Raw genomic sequence first — 19,417 nt, forward strand, 5'->3', positions numbered from 1 at the left:
TGACCTCATTAGTATAAAAACAAAATACTTTTTACTAAGCTCCACCAATACTTGCAAATATTGGTATAATAATCATCACAAGTATACCTACGAACATTAACATAAGTGGTATAGTAAGCTTACTAGCCGCTTTTTCACCCTGTCTCATAACATCCTGCTTCTTTATTCCCCATACTTCTTTACTTTGTTGTTGAAGCATTATTGATAATTCAGCATTTCCTTTTAAAACACCTTGAGCAATTGTTGAAGCAAATTTTTTAATCTCTGGCAAGAAGCTTCTTGTACCGAAATTAATATATGCTTCTATTTCTGATGTACCATTTTCAATTTCATCAACTGTATGTCTCATCTCTTGATAAATTTTTGAATCCCCATTATTACTTACTTCATACCAAGCCTCTTTCATAATCATCCCTGCATTTGTAAGTAAAGCTAATTTTGATACGACATTTGGAAATTCTCTAATTAATTCTTCCGATCTCTTTTCAACCCTTGATTTCATTAATGTGGAGTAATGATAATAAATAGTAAGCGATAAAATTATCATCACTATAAGGATAATTACATCTCCAACAAATCCATACATTATAAATGAAAATACTAATAAAGTTAATAGAAGTGTAATCCTTTGAGCATATTGAACTCTTAAATAATATTCAACATATTTACTTCCATAATAAATGCTTATTTTTCTTCTATCTTCCCTATCCTTTTTTGATTTGTATTCATAACCAAGCATTTCCAATAATTCATAACCAACAAAATATACTTGGCTTAATGGATACTCTGATTCGTTTAATCCTTCAAACATTTCATGATGTTTGTAACCTTTAGCATATAAAAATAACCAGAATAATAGGAAAATGCCACCAATTATGAATATTATTATTTCATATAAATTTACCATCTTATTCTCCTAAATTTTTATAGAAAGAATTTTCTTTCCTATAAAGTATGCTGAAACAAATGCAACGATACCTAAAGTTGTGGCAAATATACCAATTGGTGAAGTAAAGTTTTCTGCAAAATCTGAACTTGCAAATTTTATAAATCCTATCATCATTACCGGCATAAATACCATAATATTTTGATCTGTTTTATTTTTAGTAACCATAGTTTCAATCTCTTCCATGATATTCATCTTTTCTGTGATGATTTCTTTCGTATTCCCTATGGTTTCTTTTATATTTCCACCTTTTCTATAAGTAACCTTAAAAATTTCACTAAAAGTTTTTATATCATCAATACCTGTTCTATTTCCAAAATCTAATAACAACTCTTCAATATCAATATTATTTTGAATCCCTGAAATAATAATATTTAATTCTTTTATAATAAATGATTCTTCATCATATTGAAGTTTCAAATCTTCTCTGGCAGATTCAAAAGAATTTCTGACGTTTTTACCTGATCCTAAAGAAGTATATAAAGCTTCAAGCATATCTCTAAATTGGTTTCTAATTGCAATTTGATTTTTTTCTTGAATGGCTTTATTTCTCGCTGGTAAAAATAGTACAACCGCCAGTATGCCGCCAGCTATCATAAATATTGTATTTAACATTTTTGTTGTATTTGTAACATTTCCAAATGAATCTTTACCAATACCACCATAGAAAATATAAGCTACAATAGCACCAGCTAAAAATGCAAATACTGTATATAGAATTTTTTCAAGTAAACTGAATTTATAAACCTTATAATTGTAAGCTTTCGTATTTAGCAAAGAAGGCAAATATTGTTTTTGTGATTCTTTTTTTGAATTTTTCTTTGATTTCTTCTTTGAATTTTTCTTAAAAATCATATTTCCTCCCTAAAATACATTTTGATATCCAGCTAATCTTAGCTTATAAGTGTTTTTCATTTCATTTTCTGTTCTAGTTAATTTACCAGAAACTTTATCCAATGTTGATTTTTCATCTTCAACAAATTTATATAGCGGATTTAGTACAACTTCGCCATCTTTATATCCTAGAACTTCAACTATTTCCATTGTTTTTCTAGATCTATCTCTTAACCTTGATAAGTGAATTATAATATCCAATGACGATGCAATCTGTTGTCTAATTGCTTCAAGAGGTAGTCCTGCAGCCCCTTGTAATACCATTGTTTCCAATCTACTCAACATATCATGTGTTGAGTTTGCATGGCCTGTTGATAATGAGCCATCGTGTCCAGTATTCATGGCTTGCAACATGTCTAATGCTTCAGCCCCTCTAACTTCCCCAACAACTATTCTTTCAGGACGCATACGCAGTGAAGACTTAATTAAATCCTTGATGGTTACAGCTCCGACCCCTGCATTGTTTGCATTTCTCGTTTCCAGTCTAACTATATTGTCAACATTCACAATTTGTAGCTCTGCAGAGTCTTCGATGGTAATTATACGTTCATCTTTAGGAATGAAATTTGATAAAGCATTTAAGAATGTTGTCTTCCCTGAACCTGTACCGCCACAAATGAAAATATTATATTTTGCTTTAACTAATATCTCTAACATATCTGCGATATCTTGAGTTAGTGATCCATATCCTATTAACTTTTCGATTGTCATTGGATCTTTTGAGAACTTACGTATTGTAATTACCGGCCCTGATAATGAAATAGGTGGCAATACTACGTTAACTCTAGATCCATCTGGAAGCCTTGTATCTACTATTGGAGATGCTTGGTTAACTTCCCTACCTGATAAACCTACTATCTTTTGAATGATATCTTCTAATTTTCTATCACTTTCGAATGCTTTATCTAATCTCTTTAACTTTCCGCTTTTTTCAATGAAGATATCATCAATTCCATTTATCATTACTTCTGTAATGTTGTCGTCATTGATAATTGAATCCAGTAAACCAAATCCACGAATTGATGAATATACTTGTTGCACAATTGAAATTTTATCCTCAATCGAAACGTAAATATTTTTATATCTCTCATCAAATATCTCTTCTATCTCATGTTCAAGGTCCTCATCCTTCATGCCGATATAGTTGACATTATCAGACACATAATTTCTTAAGTCCTCTAAAATTGATTTACTATCACTCAGATTTTTACCATCTACACTCATGTCTACATTCTCCCTAATAGATTCTCAAATTCATCTCGTTTTGATAACTCCTCAATTATTTGTTGATTTGTACCATTATCGAATCTATTAATACCACCAATCTCTGGTATATCTATATTTTCTAACTTTCTACTAATTTTATTGCTAAATTTGTTATACATTAAGTAGAATTTTGAACTTAATTGTGTATTTGTTCTATTTTCAATTAACTTAAGCGATTCAAGACCTCTTCTAGTCTTTTCATTTGAAATTTCCTTACCGTCAGTAACTAAAACTATTTTATTTAATCTACTAAATAAATCTAAGTCTTCTTTATCTAATGAAAATCTCATATCTAGGATAATTTCTTCATAAACACCAATCATAATTAACTCATTAATAATTGTAATTTTTTCTTCTAAAGTTAATTCCATTAAATCCAGTGATACTTCTGGTGATGAATAGAAACTTACGCCTCTTTTATCTTCTTTGATATTACTTTGTAATTTCATTATTAAATTAGAATTTTTCTTTTTAATCGCATAGATTACATCTTTGAAATTGAAATCTCCATCACCTTCAAACATATAATCTGAAGATCCATTTTCTTCTAAATTCAGATAAAGTACTTTTCTATTATTCTTTGCTAAATATAGCGCATATCCTGCCGCAAGTGATGAACAACCTACCCCACCAGCAAATGAAATAAAGGATGTAAGCTTAGTATTGCTTCCGCCATTTGAAAAACTTGGATTAAAGTTTGCTCCACTTTCAGCATATATGCTTAAAATTTGCTTATAGATAATTTCAACATTCTTAAATTTATCAATTGTAGGTTTTTCTGCTAGATGCAATGGTGCATTTCCTTCAATAAAATATGCAACCGGGAATTTTTCTTCAACCTTAGCAATATCAACGTCCATATTTTCATCGATAATTACTAAATCAGTTTTCAAATTATCTAAATCATTTTTAAATATTTCCGCATCAGTGTATGCTTTCATTGAAATATCATCAGGATATTTTATTGAAAAAATATTTTGAATTCTCTTTATATAGTTTGCATTTGCATCAACCATTACTACTCTTATTCTCATGCCATCCCCTTTTATACAGTTTTATTTGAACCTACAAATTCTTTTTCATCTATAATATAAACCTGAATTTTATCAGAAGGGTTTTTACTCTCTTCCGACAAAATAGTAGTTTCATAAGATACTTCATCTTGATTTTCTTCTAACACTTCAGTGTTATAACTATTGTCATCTAGTACATCCGTATTAAAATTATTTTTAACATTTTTTAACACGTCAGTATTATTATCTTTACTTTCAGTTAATACTTCAGTATTGTATTTTATTGGTTTATTATCAATATCTTGATATTCTTTCTTATTTTCAAATGGATTAGTGTGTTTATCTAATCGCATATCATCCATTTTCTTATTATATGCTTCCTCCATCTCACCCGTTTTTACTTTCATTGGAGAAGTATTTGCATCAGAAATATTTAAGTCTATTGGATGATGAATACTATTTGGTTTATTTAATTCATTTTGCTTTCGCAATTCTTTCAAATATTTATTTGAATTAGCGCCCGATAAATCTCTCCAAGTTTCTAATATGTTAAACTTAAACCAGATAAATACGGAGATTAGTAAGAATAATATAAATAAATATAAAGATATGTCTCTCAATTTTATATATGTTTGTTCCATACTAATCTTGCTCTCCTAAACTTTTATAAGTAATATTTATATTATTTTTTATATCTGAAAATGACTGAATTACCCTATTTTTAAACTCCAATGTTTTCTTTTGTGATATAAACATTGAATTAATCTCTTCCGACATTTTTGTAAAAATGTCATCCAATTCTTTTTTCGGTATTTGCACGCTTGCAAATCCACCTCTAAATGTATTGATGATATTTCCCAACTCTTCAAATATTGTCAACTTCGTAAATGAAGCATCTGCCGAATCATAGTCTAACGAGCTGCCAACTGTCTCATTTATTGAATCAATCAATGATTTATAATCTGCTTCTGTTGGCTCTTTTACATTTATCGAATTAACTATGAAATCTGAGAAAAACTCTGCAATATTATAATAGCTTTTTGAAATTCCATAATTTTTATACTCTCTTTGATCTGAATTAACAATATTTTCAAAGAAATCTTTTGATTTTAGTGTCCTTGTTCTAAAACTATTATCTCCTCCACTAAATAAATAATAATATGTTGTACCCGCTTTATATTGCAAGTCTAAAAACTCTGGTCTCGTCTTATCAAATAGATTAATATTTTTATTGTACTTACTTAGAAATATATTACTTTCAGTTTCACCAAATGTTCCATTTTCATTAAATGCATCTAGCAATTTAATATATGCTGTCTCTTGTTCTGGATTGATATCTATCGCTTCAACATAGCTCTTTACTCTTTTTTCATAATCTACTGATGAAGAAATATTTACTCTTGAAGCGTAATTTTTCTGATTTTCCTTAGCAAGTAATATATTGCTTGTAAAACTCGTAGCTGCAAAAATCACTGTTAAGATGACTGATGCTGCAAAATATCTTAATTTTTTCTTTTGTTTATTTCTATAATCTTCATCTTCTTTCTCATAGTTCATCAATGCATACATCAATTCCATACAGTTTTGATATCTATTATTCGGATCAATCTCTATACATTTTTCGATTATCCTCTCAATACCACCAGAAATTGAAGGATTATAATCTCTTACTGGCCTATAGTTAAAATCAGGATTTCTCGGATCGTCACCAGTTAAAAGACTATGCATTGTCATTCCTAAGGAATATATATCTGTTCTTCTGTCTGATTGCCTCTTCCCATATTGCTCTGGTGCGGCATAACCTTTAGTTCCTAAAACTGTAGTATCTGTTAGTTTATTATCTTTATACTCTCTAGCAATCCCAAAATCAATAATCTTTATATTCCCGTCCGGTTTCACCATTACGTTACCCGGTTTCATATCTCTGTATATAATTGGTGGATTTTGTGAATGTAAATAATTTAATACATCACATATTTGCTTCGACCACTCTATAACTATTTGTTCATCCTGCGGACCATTATATCTCAGTATCCTATCCAAGGACTCCCCTTCAATATAGTCCATTACAATATAAATGACATGTTCTGTATCAATAATATCTACAATTCTTGGAAGTGATGGATGGTCCAACTTTTTCATTAGATTGGCTTCTACGATTAAACTGTTAACAATAATTTCATTATTTTTATTACCAGTTTTTTTAATCTCTTTTACTGCCCATTGCTTATTTAATCTAATATCCATAGCAAGGTAAACAACAGACATTCCGCCTCGTCCAACCTCTTTTAATATTTCATATTTATTTTCAATTACAGAACCAACTATTGATTTCATCACTTATATTTCTCCAAATGAATTTACATAATCACATTTTTTATATAAAAAAAGAGAAGAAAGTCAAATATTTTACCAATTACTATTAATAATCGAGTAACAAATCTGCGATTTACTTCTCCTACACATACCATCATAACTTTCACTTTTAGGATTTAATTTTATTGTTAGTTATATTAAATTTTTCTAAGAACAAATATTTATTTTAACAAATTAAATTATTCATCTTTTTAAATTTCTAAATTAACAAGATGTTTGAAATACGTGAAATTACACAATCCCACTCAATATTTCAAAATTATACTATCATAACAAATTTTCAGTTTCAAACCCAAAAATAGCCATTTTACACGATTTTACATAGATTTAACATACATTTGACATGTAGTTAATATTCGGTTTTTAAAACGTCTAATTTTAGCTATTGTCTAAAACTTATTTATTTCATATTTTTAATAAGTTAACGTAGATATAACATTATAAAATCAAAAAAAAGAGACAAATATTGCTAAATGTCTCCGTTTTTTATTTCATGTTATAAAATGCACCAGCTTTATGAATATATATTGAATATATTTCGAAAGATTTGCCTATATAAAATAATAAATTTGATTTACATGTGTAAATGGGAAAATGAAGAATACGCATGTAGAAAATTAACGAGAATTACATGTGCAAATTGGAAAATTGGGAATACACATGTAGAAATTTTTTGCGCTTACATGTGTGAATGGAGCAATGGCGAATAGACATGTAGAAAATTTGTAACAATTACATGTGTAAATGAAATAATGGGAATTACACATGTAAATGAGAAGATGTCATTACATGTGTAGATGAGATAATGACGATTAGACATGTAAAAACAGTAAAAATATTACATGTGTAAAATGGGAAATACAAAATACACATGTAGGCCTCTGAAAAATCTACATGCGTGAATAGCAAAAGGGCGATTAGACATGTAAAATGGTCAAAAATCTTACATGTGTAAACAAGGTATTTAGAAATACACATGTAAAAATGAAGATGCCATTTATAAAAAATGGCATCTTCCCTCATATATATATTTACTAATTATCTTTCCTTGTCAATGCTTTCCAGAAGTTTAATCTATTTCCATAATTTAATGTACCTTGTCTGTAGATCTTTATTGACATAAATGCAAGTAATATTGTTGTTAATATCAATATTCCAAGACTTAACATTACTTCCCATGTTGGGACTACGGTCATTAAGAATCTTGCTGGCATTGCTAATGGTGCTGAAAATGGCACTAATGATGCAACTTTCATAACTGTTGAATCAGGACTAGACATAGAAGTCATAGGTACCATAAATGCAATAACAACAGCCATTGTAACTGGTGAAAGTGCTTGTGGTAATTCTTCGATTTTTGAAACCAATGATCCAAAGGATGCAAATACAAAGTAGTACATTGTTACACCTATTAGACCAAATAGTACAAATATTAGAATGTCTAGTGCTTTTATTTGTGTAAATACATAGTTAATAAATTCTTTAACTTCTTCATTTGCACCTAAATTTATTATCAATCCAATTGTAACAGCTACTGCAACAAGTGCTATCATTAATAAACTTAGTACAAAACCAGCCATTACTTTACCGATGATTAATGATTTTGGTTTAACATTGGTTATAAGTAATTCCATAGTTCTTGATGATTTTTCTTTTGCAATATTAGTTGCAATTGTTTGACCAAATATTAATATCATAAAGTATAAGAACATTAAACTTAAATAGGATAATCCATAACCAATCATGGAGTTTCTTCCAAATGCTTGGTAGTCAATATTTGGCATTGTATTGTCAATTTCCATTAATTTGTTGGCATCGATTCCTGCTTCAGGTAGAGCAATGTTGTATTTATAATTGGACTTTATAATATTGGAAATATTATTATCAAATCCACCTAAACCAGTATTTTGTGTATAATATTTAGCATCTAAATCGCTATAGATTGCAAGTCCATTATTGTATTTTTTATTTTTAACTGCAGATGCTAATTCTTCTTCACTATTAAATTTAACTACCTTGTATTGTTTTGATAAAGCATCAATTATACTATCATTTGCTTCTGGTGCTTTATAAACTGCTATATCGGATTTCTCATCTTCAGTTAGTTCTTCTACCTCATTATCGGCAGAAGGTATAAATGCTGATTCATTAGCTAAAAATCTTGAAGCAAATGTCATAGCAAAAAACATTAAAAATGTAATTATTGCAGTAGTAATAAATGATTTTTGTTTTATTTGTTGTTTAAGTTCAAATAAAAATACTGTTAATATTTGTTTCATATTATGCCTCCCTATCCAAATTAATAAATATCTCTTCAAGAGATGGTCTATATGGTTCAAATTTAATTACATTAATATTGCTATCTAATAATGCTTTTAATAAATCATTTGAATTGATACCTTCTCTAACTTCTAAAATCACTCCTGATTTTAATTGAGTTATTGAAATTATTTCATCTATATTATCCAATGTAGTCGTTGAATTTTCATCTGTGATAAGTAAATATTTATCTTTACCTAATCTAGCTTTTTCTTCATCTAAACTTCCTGTAAGGACTATTTTACCTTTTTTGATAAAAGTGATATCATCACAGAATTCTTCAACATAAGACATTTGATGTGATGAAAAAATCACTACTCTATTTTTTGAAATAAATTCATTAATTATATCTTTTAATACCATTGAATTTACAGGGTCAAGTCCACTAAAAGGTTCATCAAATACTACAATATCTGGGTCATTAATAACTGCTTGTAAAATTTGTATCTTTTGTTGATTACCTTTTGATAATGTTTCTAATTTTTTATTTGCATATTCAGAAAGTTCCAATCTTTCAAGCCATTTAACAGCTGATTCTTTTGCATCTTTTGCTGTCATGCCTTTTAATTCGCCAAAATAAATTAGCTGATCAAGAAGCTTTATATTTTGATACATTCCTCTTTCTTCCGGCAAATATCCAATTTTATATTCATTTCTATTAAACGGTTTACCATCAAGTAAAAACTCTCCACTATCCGGTCTAAAAACATCCATCAACGTTCTAATAGTCGTTGTTTTCCCGGCTCCATTTCTACCCAAAAAACCCATAGCCTTTCCGCTCACAACTTCAAAGCTGACATCATGTAAAATCTGTGTTTTACCGAAACTTTTATTTATATTTTTTAATTCCAGTTTCATAAATGCTCCTTTATTTTTATTTTGACCTTCAAAATAATTGTATCATACTAAAGTTAAATTATAAACATTTCTTCAATTTTTCTGCAAATTTATTAATCTCTTCTTCTCTAGTATTCCATGTAGTTACAAATCTGCATTTTCCTTTATTTTCATCAATAGGAGTATATGAATATATGAATTCTTTTGATAATTTTTCATGAATATATTTTGGCATCTCAACAAAAATTAGATTCGCTTCAACATCATTTAATAGTTGTATGTTGTTATCCTTAAATATTTCCGCAAGTTTACCACCCATTTCGACTGCATGTTTTGCTAATCTAAAATATAAATCATCTTCAAACATCGTCTTAAATTGTATACCGTATAAAAATCCCTTCGCAAGTAGCGCACCCTTTTGTTTAATTACCATACGTGCATAATTTGTCTTTAATTCTTCATTTATAAATACTATAGCTTCACCAAACATAAAGCCATTTTTTGTACCACCAATAGTAAATGCATCTACATATTTTGCCATATCACTAAAGACTAAATCTGACTTTTTACTCATTAAAGCATTTCCCAGTCTAGCTCCATCAACAAAAAGATATAATCCATTTTCCTTACAAAAATTATGTAAATCAATTATTTCACTTTTTTTGTAGATTGTACCTGTTTCTGTAACATTAGATATATATACCACCTTAGGCTGTGAGTTATATTCGTTGGAATGTTCAGCTAACGCCTTTTTTGCCTCTTCTACCGTAACCTTACCATCGTGATTTGGTACTATTACGATTTGATGACCAACTGATTCAATTGAAGCATTTTCAGTATTTACAATATGTCCAGTATCTGCTGCAATTATACTTTGATGTCTTTGCAAAGAAAGGATTAACCCAAGCACATTAGCAATTGTACCGCCATGTACAAAATGAATTTCTGCTGTTTCATCACCTAATTTTTTTCTTAATATTTCAATTGCTTCCTTCACTAACTCATCTTCAGAATAACCCACAAATTTTTGTCCACTATATTTGTTAAAATTATCTAAAATAGCCGTATGAGCAATTTCGTTATAGTCATTTAAAAAACTTATCATTTTTACCTCTTTTACTCAATTTTACTTGATGCTATTGCTAAAAATATCAAATTCGCCTTATAGTGTTTTTTCATTTCTTTTGAAATAGCGCTAAAAGTAGAGCCTGTTGTCACAATGTCATCTATAAATAATACAGTTTTATTATTTAAGTCTATCGTTGAAACACATTCAAAACTATTTTCAAGATTAATCATTCTCTCTTTCTTCGATAGTTTATTTTGATGTTTCGTCGATTTATTTTTATCTAAAACATCAATCAACTCTAAACCTGATAATTCACAGAAATATTCCGCAAGTAGTTTTGATTGATTATATCCTCTTTTATACTCATCTTTCGAATACATAGGAATATATGAAACATAATCTATACTAAGATTTTTTTCACAATAATAATTATATAACATTTCAGCTAAAGGTTTTACTAAATATGTATCTTTTTCATACTTAAATTTCTTGATTACATTTTTAATAAAATTATTATAAAAAACGGGATATATACATATCCCATCCTCAATTTCCCTCAAACCATCAATATATTCTATTTTGCTTTTACAATTTTCACAAATAAAAGTATCCGCTTTATTTTCTAAACAAATATGGCAATATTCATTAGAATGAAATAAATATTTAATCATAATGCTCCTCAAAAACTGACTTAGACTTTATCAAATTATAAGCTAAAGTTGAATTTCTCGGACTCTTAAAACTATTTTTTATCATAGTTTCCATTATATTTCTACTACCAACAAGCACCACTAAGCTCTTTCCCCTTGTTATACCTGTATACAAAATATTTCTGGTTAATAGCATATATGGAGCACTAGCCATTGGTATAACTACAATTGGAAACTCTGAACCTTGTGACTTGTGAATGGTCGCAGTATATGATAAAACAATTTCTGAAAATTCTTTATTTGTATATGTAACAATTTTATCATCATAATTTGCTTCGATAGTTTTATTATCTAAAAAAACATTTCTAATATAGCCTATATCTCCATTATAAAGTCCTTTTGTCGTGTTAAAATATTCATCCTTTAGCTCAATATCATAATTGTTTTTTATCTGCATGATTTTATCATTCTCTCTAAAAATGACATCTCCCCATTTCAACTGTGATTTATTGAACTGTTCAGGATTTAGTTTCGCCTGTAATTCTTTATTTAAATTATCAACACCACAAAGTCCTCTTTTTGTAGGAGTTAATATTTGTATATCTCTAATTGGATTTACCTTATAGTGATTTGGTAATCTATTCGTCACCAAATCAACGACTGTGTTAAGCGTATCTCTATCGCTTCTTGTATCAACAAAAAAGAAATCTTTATTTTCTTCATTTAAAATAGGTAACTTTCCATTATTAATTAGATGTGCATTTTTTACGATATTTGAGCCCTCACCCTGTCTAAATATCATATCCAATTTTATAGTAGGAATGGTCCCCGATTCGATCATATCATTTAATACATTCCCCGGGCCCACACTTGGCAATTGATCTGCATCGCCTACGAAAATCAATGCAGTAGTATCATCAACAGCTTTTAGCAGATTATTCATCAAATAAATATCTACCATTGATACCTCATCAACTATTAACACATCTACATCTAAAGGATTATCCTCATTAAATTCTAAAATCAAATCTTCCTCTAAGGATTTATATCCCAACAATCTATGAATTGTAGAAGCCTCTACACCTGTTGACTCTTCCATTCGCTTAGCCGCCCTACCTGTAGGTGCGCATAGAGCAAATTTCAATCTTGTATTTTTTATTATTGAAATAATGGCTTTAATAATTGTCGTCTTACCAGTACCTGGGCCACCAGTTATTATCATCATTTTCTCTTTAACAGCAGTTGAAATGGCAGACTTTTGAGTTTCTGAGTACTCAATATTTTCAAGTCTTTCAATGTATTCAATTTCTTTTTCAACATCAATATCAAAAAGTGTATTTTCAGAATACAATAACCCCATTAATCTCCTGACAATTGACATTTCAACTTCATAAATTATGCTATTATAGACTAATTGCTTACCTTCAATATTTTCAATTTTAATCCTATTCTCAAAAACCAAATAAGGAATCTCAGCTTCAATTATATCTCTATTAATCTTTAACAATTCTGCAGTCTTATTCATCAAAACTTCATATTCTAAGTAGCAATTACCTTCCTTATTTGCTGCTTCTAACAGGATAAATCCAACTGCCGCCTTTATTCTAAATTCTGAGTCAGGTTTAATACCAATATTTAGAGCAATCTTGTCAGCAGTTAAAAATCCAATCCCTTTGATATCATCAACCAATTGATAAGGGTTATTTTCAATAATTTCAATGGCATCTGATTTATATTTGGCATATATGCTTGTAGTTAATTTATTTCCTAAATTAAATTTTTGCAAATAAATTGCTACTTCTCTACTATCTTGAAGTTTAATTACACTTTCATGAATCTTTTTAGCTGTCTTTTTACCAATTCCTGGCACTTCAAGTAATCGCTCTGGCTCATTTGACATAATCTCTATGGTCTTTTCCCCAAAAAGCTTTACTATATCTTCAGCTCTTTTCTTCTTTATATGCGAAATTATGCCAGAACTCAAATATCTTGTAATCTGGGATATTGAGCTTGGCATAACTCTCTTATAGCTTTTTAATTGTATCTGTTCTCCATATTCATTATGAAAAACAAGATTTCCAGAAACAGATATTAGATCTCCGATATTTAATTCTAAAACTTTCCCAACAATAGTTATCTCTCCATCGTCAGTGTCTAGCTTAAATACACTATATAAATTATCATCATTTCTATATATTATATCTATTACTGTTCCTTTTACTTCAATCATTCTATTCCTCAACTTGCACCAAAGATACATCGGCTCCTAAGCTGTTAAATTTATTTTCGAAGTCGTTATATCCTCTATAAATATGATAAGTATCATATACTTTTGTTTCACCTTCGGCAACTAAACCAGCCAAGATACATGAAGCTCCCGCTCTCAAATCAGTCGCTCTCACATCTGCACCGATTAATTTATCTACACCTTTTATTCTCGCTTCATTTCCTTCTGTTATAATCAAGGCCTTCATCTTTTGTAATTCTGCAACATGCATAAATCTATTTTCAAATACAGTTTCCTTTACAATTGAGTCACCTTCACAAATTGTGAGTAATGTCATAAACTGAGATTGCACATCAGTTGCCAGTCCTGGATAAGGTAAAGTTTTAATATTTGTAGCTTTTAAATGTGGTGTACCTATTACTCTGATTTCATCTTCATCATCATTTACTTCAACAGTACAACCTGTTTCTCTTAATTTTGCGATAACTGGTACTAAGTGTGATGCAACAACATCTTTTACTACTACATCACCATTTGTAATTGCCGATGCAATCATATATGTTGCAGCTTCTATCCTATCTGGCATAACAGCATGCTCTCCACCCTTTAACTCTTTAACACCTGTTATTTTGATAGTTCTTGTACCTGCACCTTTAACATTCGCACCTAATTTATTTAAGAAATTGGCTAAATCAGTGATTTCTGGCTCTTGCGCAGCATTATCAATTGTAGTAACACCTTCAGCTAAAATCGCAGCCATTAAAATGTTTTCCGTAGCTCCAACTGATGGGAAGTCTAAATAAACATACCCCCCCTTTAATCCATTAGGTGAGCTGACATCAATCGCATCAATTCCTATATGAACATTTGCTCCCAATGCTTCAAATCCTTTTAAATGTAAATCAACTGGTCTCGCACCAATACTACATCCACCAGGCATATAAGTAATTGATTTTCCAAATCTTGATAATAGCGGACCTGTCACAACAAATGATGCTCTCATTTTATTCATCAATTCATAAGGTGTGATATAATCAGAAATCTTATCATTTTTTATTCTATATGATTTCTCATCTAATTTTTCAATGCTTGAACCAAGATATCTCAATACATCTAACATTACACATACATCTTTAAGATTAGGTAGATTTCTAATAATTACCTCTTCTTTTGTAAGTAATGTCGCGGCTAATAACTTCAGCCCGGAGTTTTTAGCTCCATCAATTTTTACCTCACCTTTTAATGGTCCGGTAGGTCTTACTCTAATATATTCTTTCATTTTTTCTCCTAAATCAAAATAATGCTTACAAATACCACATAAATCATAAGTGATAATGTATCTACTATTGTAGTAATTAGTGGAGCAGCCATTATAGCTGGATCCATTTTAAATTTTTCCGCTAAAATAGGAAGTAGTCCTCCCACAGTTTTAGCTAACATAATCGTAAATAATAAAGTTAAGGATATTGTTAGCGCCATTGATGGACTTCCACCAAATACAACTATTCTCAAATAATTAAAAATTGCAAGCCCTAATCCTACAATGATAGATACCCCTAGTTCTTTAATAATAACTTTATAATAGTCACTAATCTTAATCTCACCTAATGATAATCCACGAATAACAATTGTTGAAGATTGTGACCCTGCATTACCACCAGTCCCGATAATCATTGGTAAAAACGCGATAACTCCAGTAAATGAAGTCAGAATGTTTTCATATTTTGTAATTATTGAACTTGTTAATATGGCAGTTAATAGCAAGACGATTAACCAACCAAATCTATTTTTAGCAATTTCCCAAGCTGAAGATTTCATATATGGCTTTTCTGAAGGAGCCATAGCAGCCATCAACTCAAAGTCCTCTGTATTTTCTTCTTGGATAACATCAACCGCATCGTCAAATGTAACCATTCCAACAAGTCTGCTTTCATTATCAACAACAGGTACAGCCAAGAAACCATATCTTGAGAAAATCTTCGCAACAACTTCTTGGTCATCATGAGTGTGAACAAAAATTACATCTTCATCCATTAAAGATTCAATCGTTTTATCTTCATCATTAACTAATAAAGTTCTAATTGATAAATATCCTTCTAATCTCCTGCTGGCATCAGTAATGTAAATAGTAAAAATAGTTTCACTATTCATCCCAACTCTTCTTATCTTATTTAATGCTTGCCCAACAGTCATATGCTTTTTAATATCAATAAATTCGGCAGTCATTATTGATCCTACTGAATCTTCAGGATATTGCAAATACTGATTAATTATATTTCTCTTTTCAGGATCTACATCCTTCATTATTTTCTTAACTATATTTGCTGGTAGCTCTTCTAACATATCAACGAAGTCGTCTATATACAGATTATCTACAATTTCTGTAAGTTCGATATTTGTCATTAAATTAAGTAGCTTTCCTTGTTTTTCAGAATCAAATTCTGCAAAAACATCTACCGCAACGTCTTTTGGTAACAATCTAAATACGGCTAAAGTTTCTACTTCATCAATTTCTTCTATAAATTCGGCAATATCAGCTTCATTATATTTTAATAATTCTTCTCTTAGTTCTCTACCTTTTTTTTCTAATAAAAGGTTTAATAAAAAGTCTATTCTCTCCCTTTCCATAAATCCTCCTATTATAATAAAATTCCTGCTATAGTAAAGTAAATAACTAATGATACAGAGTCAACTATTGTAGTCAATAATGGAGCTGACATTATAGTTGGATCAAGTTTTAGCTTAGTAGCAATCATTGGAAGAGTAGCTCCCACCAATTTTGAAATAACTATTGTCGCAATTAATGTTAGAGAAACTGTTAATGCTATCATTGGAGTAGCCGCTCTAAACACCATTATTCTAATATAATTTACAATCGCTAAACCTATACCTACTATCAATGCTATGGTGAATTCCTTAAACAGTATCTTTAAGAAATCACTCGTATCAATCTCTCCAATTGACAATCCACGAATTATCGTGGTTGAAGCCTGTGACCCAGCATTCCCCGCTGAATCGGTCAACATAGGCATAAATGCGACAAGCCCGGTAAAGACTGTCAGCAAATCTCCATACGAATTAATTACATATTGTGAAAGTGTTGAAGATATCATAAGTATCAACAACCAGAAAAATCTCATTTTAGATAATTCAAAAATTGAAGTATCTAGATATTCCTTCTCGTTTGGAGACATAGCTGCCATCTTGGAGAAGTCTTCTTCTGTTTCTTCATGCAAAACTTGAATGGCATCATCAAAAGTGATTACCCCGACAAGTTTCATCCCCTGATCAACGACCGGTATTGCAACAAATTGGTATTTTTCCAAAATCTTTGCAACTTCTTCTTGATCCGTCAGTGTATCCACATAAATGACATTTTCATTGTAAATCTCATTAATTTTTGTACTTGGAGCATTTGTCAAAATATCTCTTATCTCAACAAATCCCTCCAGCTCTTCTTTTTCGTTTGTTATATAAAGTGTATAAAAGGTTTCATTCAAATTATCCAAATGTCTTAATTTGTTTAATATCTCTTGTATGGTATTTTCCTTCTTTATTGGAAATATATCTGGTGTCATTATTGAACCAGCAGAATACTTAGGATAATTCAAATATTCATTTATCAGATCACGTTTCTCATGATCAATATTTCGCATAATCTTTTTAACTATGCTTGTGGGCATCTCTTCAAGTAAATCTACCATATCATCGATATATAGATGATCAACTAATTCAACCGTTTCTGCCTTGGTCATCGCTGAAATTAGTTTTTCTTGGGATTCACTCTCCAAATATGAAAAAGTCTCTATCGCAATATCTTTTGGCAGCAATCGAAATATTGCCAAAGCTTCAATTTCATCAATAGATTCTAAAAATTCAGCAATATCTACCTCATTGTACTTAACAATACTTTCTTTTAGCTCTTGATATTTATTTAATTCTAATAATTTACTTAAATCTGTTATTAGTTCTTTTTCCATAATATCTCCCCCATTTACACTCTTATATAATAACATAATTAAAGAAAAGATTTCATCCTTTTAGTTAGAAAATATTGTTATTTATGCCTAATCTGTATTTTTTGACTTATAAATTTTTACTAGAACAAAATTTGACTATAAAAATCTCAAACACTAAAAAACAGAGTATATAGTAAATATCTATACTCTGTTAATTACATTCTACAATAAATAGCTACAATTGTCATTTATATACAACAATATCTGACAAAAACTATCTAAACTATTTAATTTCTCCAGCATTTAAAACTACCGCAGTATTACCTGTCTTGTAAATCAAATCCGCAACTACTGCAACATCTTGAGCTGTACCATAAACAAGCACAACATCTTCATGTTCAAAACCTTTAATGTATTTTTCCACATTTGCATTAAACTTAGCTTCATCCAAGTCAGCAGCAAATTCACCAGCTGGAATGTTTACAGCACCTTCTTTTGTACCTTTACCAAAATCTTCTACTGATCTAGCATCTACAATCTTAATGCCTTCAACATTTTTCATTATCTTTTCAACTACTTCTGGTTGAACTTCATAACCAATGCTCTTTCCTAACATTTCAGAAGTCTTCACATTAATTTCAGGTAAATCACCACCCTTAATTGTAGCTGGATCAACCTGAAAATCATATTTGTGACCTTGTTCTAATGGATCATTATCTTCAGCTTTTAATACATAAAGATCTTGCTTTCCATCATCTTCTTGAGATGCAATCACGATATTATCTTTTACAACTAAAGAATTATATACCTTTTCTGCTGTTTCCGCTTCAGTTTCAGTTTCTTCAACAGATTCTTGCATAGTTTCTTGACTTGATTCTTCCATTGATTCTTTTGTTGACTCTGCATTAGACTCTTTTTCGCTCTCTTTATTTGAACCACAAGCTACTAAAGAAAACACCAATACTATCGCCATTAATAATGATAATAATTTCTTCATAAAACTCTCCTTTATTTTTCTCATGAAGCTAATTATACATGTAAATTTAGATAATTTCAATGGATAAAAGGAGAAAAATTAGGAGAGGAAATATCATTCCCTCACCAACATTAAAATCCATTATTTATCTTCAAATAAATAATAACATTTATCCTTCTCGCTATAAGTAAAAACTAACTTTCCACTCTTTTCTTTCTTTTCATGTATACTAACATACTCTAAATTATTTAATTCAATATTCTTCTTTGACTTTTCATTTATATTTTCAACTAATTCAGAAAACCTTGGAGCAACATCTATATCCTTACCTCTTTCTAAATCAGTACCTTTAATATCCTTCTCATTTGCTTCCACCTTCAAAATAGTAGAACCTTCCCCGTGAAATCCCACATCTGAATACTCTTCCTTTACACTCGCACTTTGAGGCAATTTCACATCCTTCCATCTCTCTAGCAATGCATCCTTAGCACTATTTTTTATACGGCCTACAACAAACCAAACAATTGGAATCAATACCACCAATACAATAAGTAATATTTTGTTTCGTTTTTTCATACCATCCTCCGATAAATATCTTTCAGAAATATTGTGATATGGATAAATAATTTAGATTTCAATTTAATATTATAATATTATCAATTTTTTATCAATATTTTTTGGCGGGTGTGAGAATGGGGTTTTGGGTACTAAATTCTGAATTTCCATTTTTAGTTCCAATTTTTTACATGGATTTTGGCACTAAATTTTAAATTTTTAATTTTAGTTCCAATTTTTTTGGTACTTAATTTAATAATATTCATTTTAGTTCCATTTTCGCTCAAAATTTTTGGTACTAAAATTTATAATATCGATTTTAGTTCCATT

The 19,417-nt window shown here is 29.7% G+C and carries 16 protein-coding genes; all 16 read right to left on the reverse strand.

Going from position 1 to position 19,417, the window contains the following annotated elements; all coding sequences use genetic code 11:
* Nucleotides 1-34 precede the first annotated feature (34 nt).
* On the reverse strand, nt 35-907 hold the full coding sequence (locus HMPREF9709_RS06980) for a type II secretion system F family protein (RefSeq protein WP_005398895.1): 873 nt from the start codon (nt 905-907) through the stop codon (nt 35-37).
* A 9-nt stretch (nt 908-916) separates the two neighbouring features.
* Nucleotides 917-1,801: a type II secretion system F family protein gene (locus tag HMPREF9709_RS06985; RefSeq protein ID WP_005398896.1), complete on the reverse strand. Its 885-nt coding sequence runs from the start codon at nt 1,799-1,801 to the stop codon at nt 917-919.
* A gap of 9 nt (nt 1,802-1,810) precedes the next feature.
* Nucleotides 1,811-3,064, reverse strand: a complete 1,254-nt coding sequence (locus tag HMPREF9709_RS06990; protein ID WP_005398897.1) for a TadA family conjugal transfer-associated ATPase — start codon at nt 3,062-3,064, stop codon at nt 1,811-1,813.
* Between the two features lie 2 nt (nt 3,065-3,066).
* Nucleotides 3,067-4,140, reverse strand: a complete 1,074-nt coding sequence (locus HMPREF9709_RS06995; RefSeq protein ID WP_005398898.1) for a P-loop NTPase family protein — start codon at nt 4,138-4,140, stop codon at nt 3,067-3,069.
* Nucleotides 4,141-4,151: 11 nt separating this feature from the next.
* Nucleotides 4,152-4,760 (reverse strand): hypothetical protein, encoded by a 609-nt coding sequence (locus tag HMPREF9709_RS07000; protein ID WP_005398899.1) that lies wholly within the window; start codon nt 4,758-4,760, stop codon nt 4,152-4,154.
* A 1-nt stretch (nt 4,761) separates the two neighbouring features.
* A complete protein-coding gene (locus HMPREF9709_RS07005; RefSeq protein ID WP_040463903.1) occupies nt 4,762-6,456 on the reverse strand; it encodes a serine/threonine-protein kinase in 1,695 nt (564 codons plus the stop codon).
* A gap of 1,073 nt (nt 6,457-7,529) precedes the next feature.
* Nucleotides 7,530-8,774, reverse strand: coding sequence for an ABC transporter permease (locus HMPREF9709_RS07010; RefSeq protein ID WP_005398901.1), 1,245 nt, complete (start codon nt 8,772-8,774; stop codon nt 7,530-7,532).
* 1 nt (nt 8,775) lies between these two features.
* The gene (locus tag HMPREF9709_RS07015) at nt 8,776-9,672 is read right to left on the reverse strand and encodes an ABC transporter ATP-binding protein (protein ID WP_005398902.1); all 897 of its coding nucleotides are present in this window, start codon (nt 9,670-9,672) and stop codon (nt 8,776-8,778) included.
* A 58-nt stretch (nt 9,673-9,730) separates the two neighbouring features.
* Nucleotides 9,731-10,756 carry a threonine aldolase family protein gene (locus tag HMPREF9709_RS07020; RefSeq protein ID WP_005398903.1) on the reverse strand — a complete coding sequence of 342 codons (1,026 nt, stop codon included), beginning with the start codon at nt 10,754-10,756 and terminating at the stop codon, nt 9,731-9,733.
* Nucleotides 10,757-10,767: 11 nt separating this feature from the next.
* Entirely contained in the window at nt 10,768-11,391 is a 624-nt protein-coding gene (locus tag HMPREF9709_RS07025) for a ComF family protein (protein WP_005398904.1), read from the reverse strand.
* Nucleotides 11,384-13,600 carry an SF1B family DNA helicase RecD2 gene (gene recD2, locus HMPREF9709_RS07030; protein ID WP_005398905.1) on the reverse strand — a complete coding sequence of 739 codons (2,217 nt, stop codon included), beginning with the start codon at nt 13,598-13,600 and terminating at the stop codon, nt 11,384-11,386. Before recD2 ends, HMPREF9709_RS07025 begins: the two co-directional genes overlap by 8 nt.
* 1 nt (nt 13,601) lies before the next feature.
* On the reverse strand, nt 13,602-14,876 hold the full coding sequence (murA, locus tag HMPREF9709_RS07035) for a UDP-N-acetylglucosamine 1-carboxyvinyltransferase (RefSeq protein ID WP_005398906.1): 1,275 nt from the start codon (nt 14,874-14,876) through the stop codon (nt 13,602-13,604).
* 8 nt (nt 14,877-14,884) lie between these two features.
* On the reverse strand, nt 14,885-16,225 hold the full coding sequence (mgtE, locus tag HMPREF9709_RS07040) for a magnesium transporter (RefSeq protein ID WP_005398907.1): 1,341 nt from the start codon (nt 16,223-16,225) through the stop codon (nt 14,885-14,887).
* Nucleotides 16,226-16,236: 11 nt separating this feature from the next.
* Complete coding sequence (gene mgtE, locus HMPREF9709_RS07045) at nt 16,237-17,577, reverse strand: magnesium transporter (RefSeq protein ID WP_005398908.1); 1,341 nt, start codon at nt 17,575-17,577, stop codon at nt 16,237-16,239.
* A 262-nt stretch (nt 17,578-17,839) separates the two neighbouring features.
* On the reverse strand, nt 17,840-18,553 hold the full coding sequence (locus HMPREF9709_RS07050) for a rhodanese-like domain-containing protein (protein ID WP_005398909.1): 714 nt from the start codon (nt 18,551-18,553) through the stop codon (nt 17,840-17,842).
* 120 nt (nt 18,554-18,673) lie between these two features.
* Complete coding sequence (locus HMPREF9709_RS07055) at nt 18,674-19,108, reverse strand: hypothetical protein (RefSeq protein WP_005398910.1); 435 nt, start codon at nt 19,106-19,108, stop codon at nt 18,674-18,676.
* Nucleotides 19,109-19,417 lie beyond the last annotated feature (309 nt).

This window comes from Helcococcus kunzii ATCC 51366 (assembly GCF_000245755.1).
Taxonomy (GTDB): Bacteria; Bacillota; Clostridia; order Tissierellales; family Peptoniphilaceae; genus Helcococcus; species Helcococcus kunzii.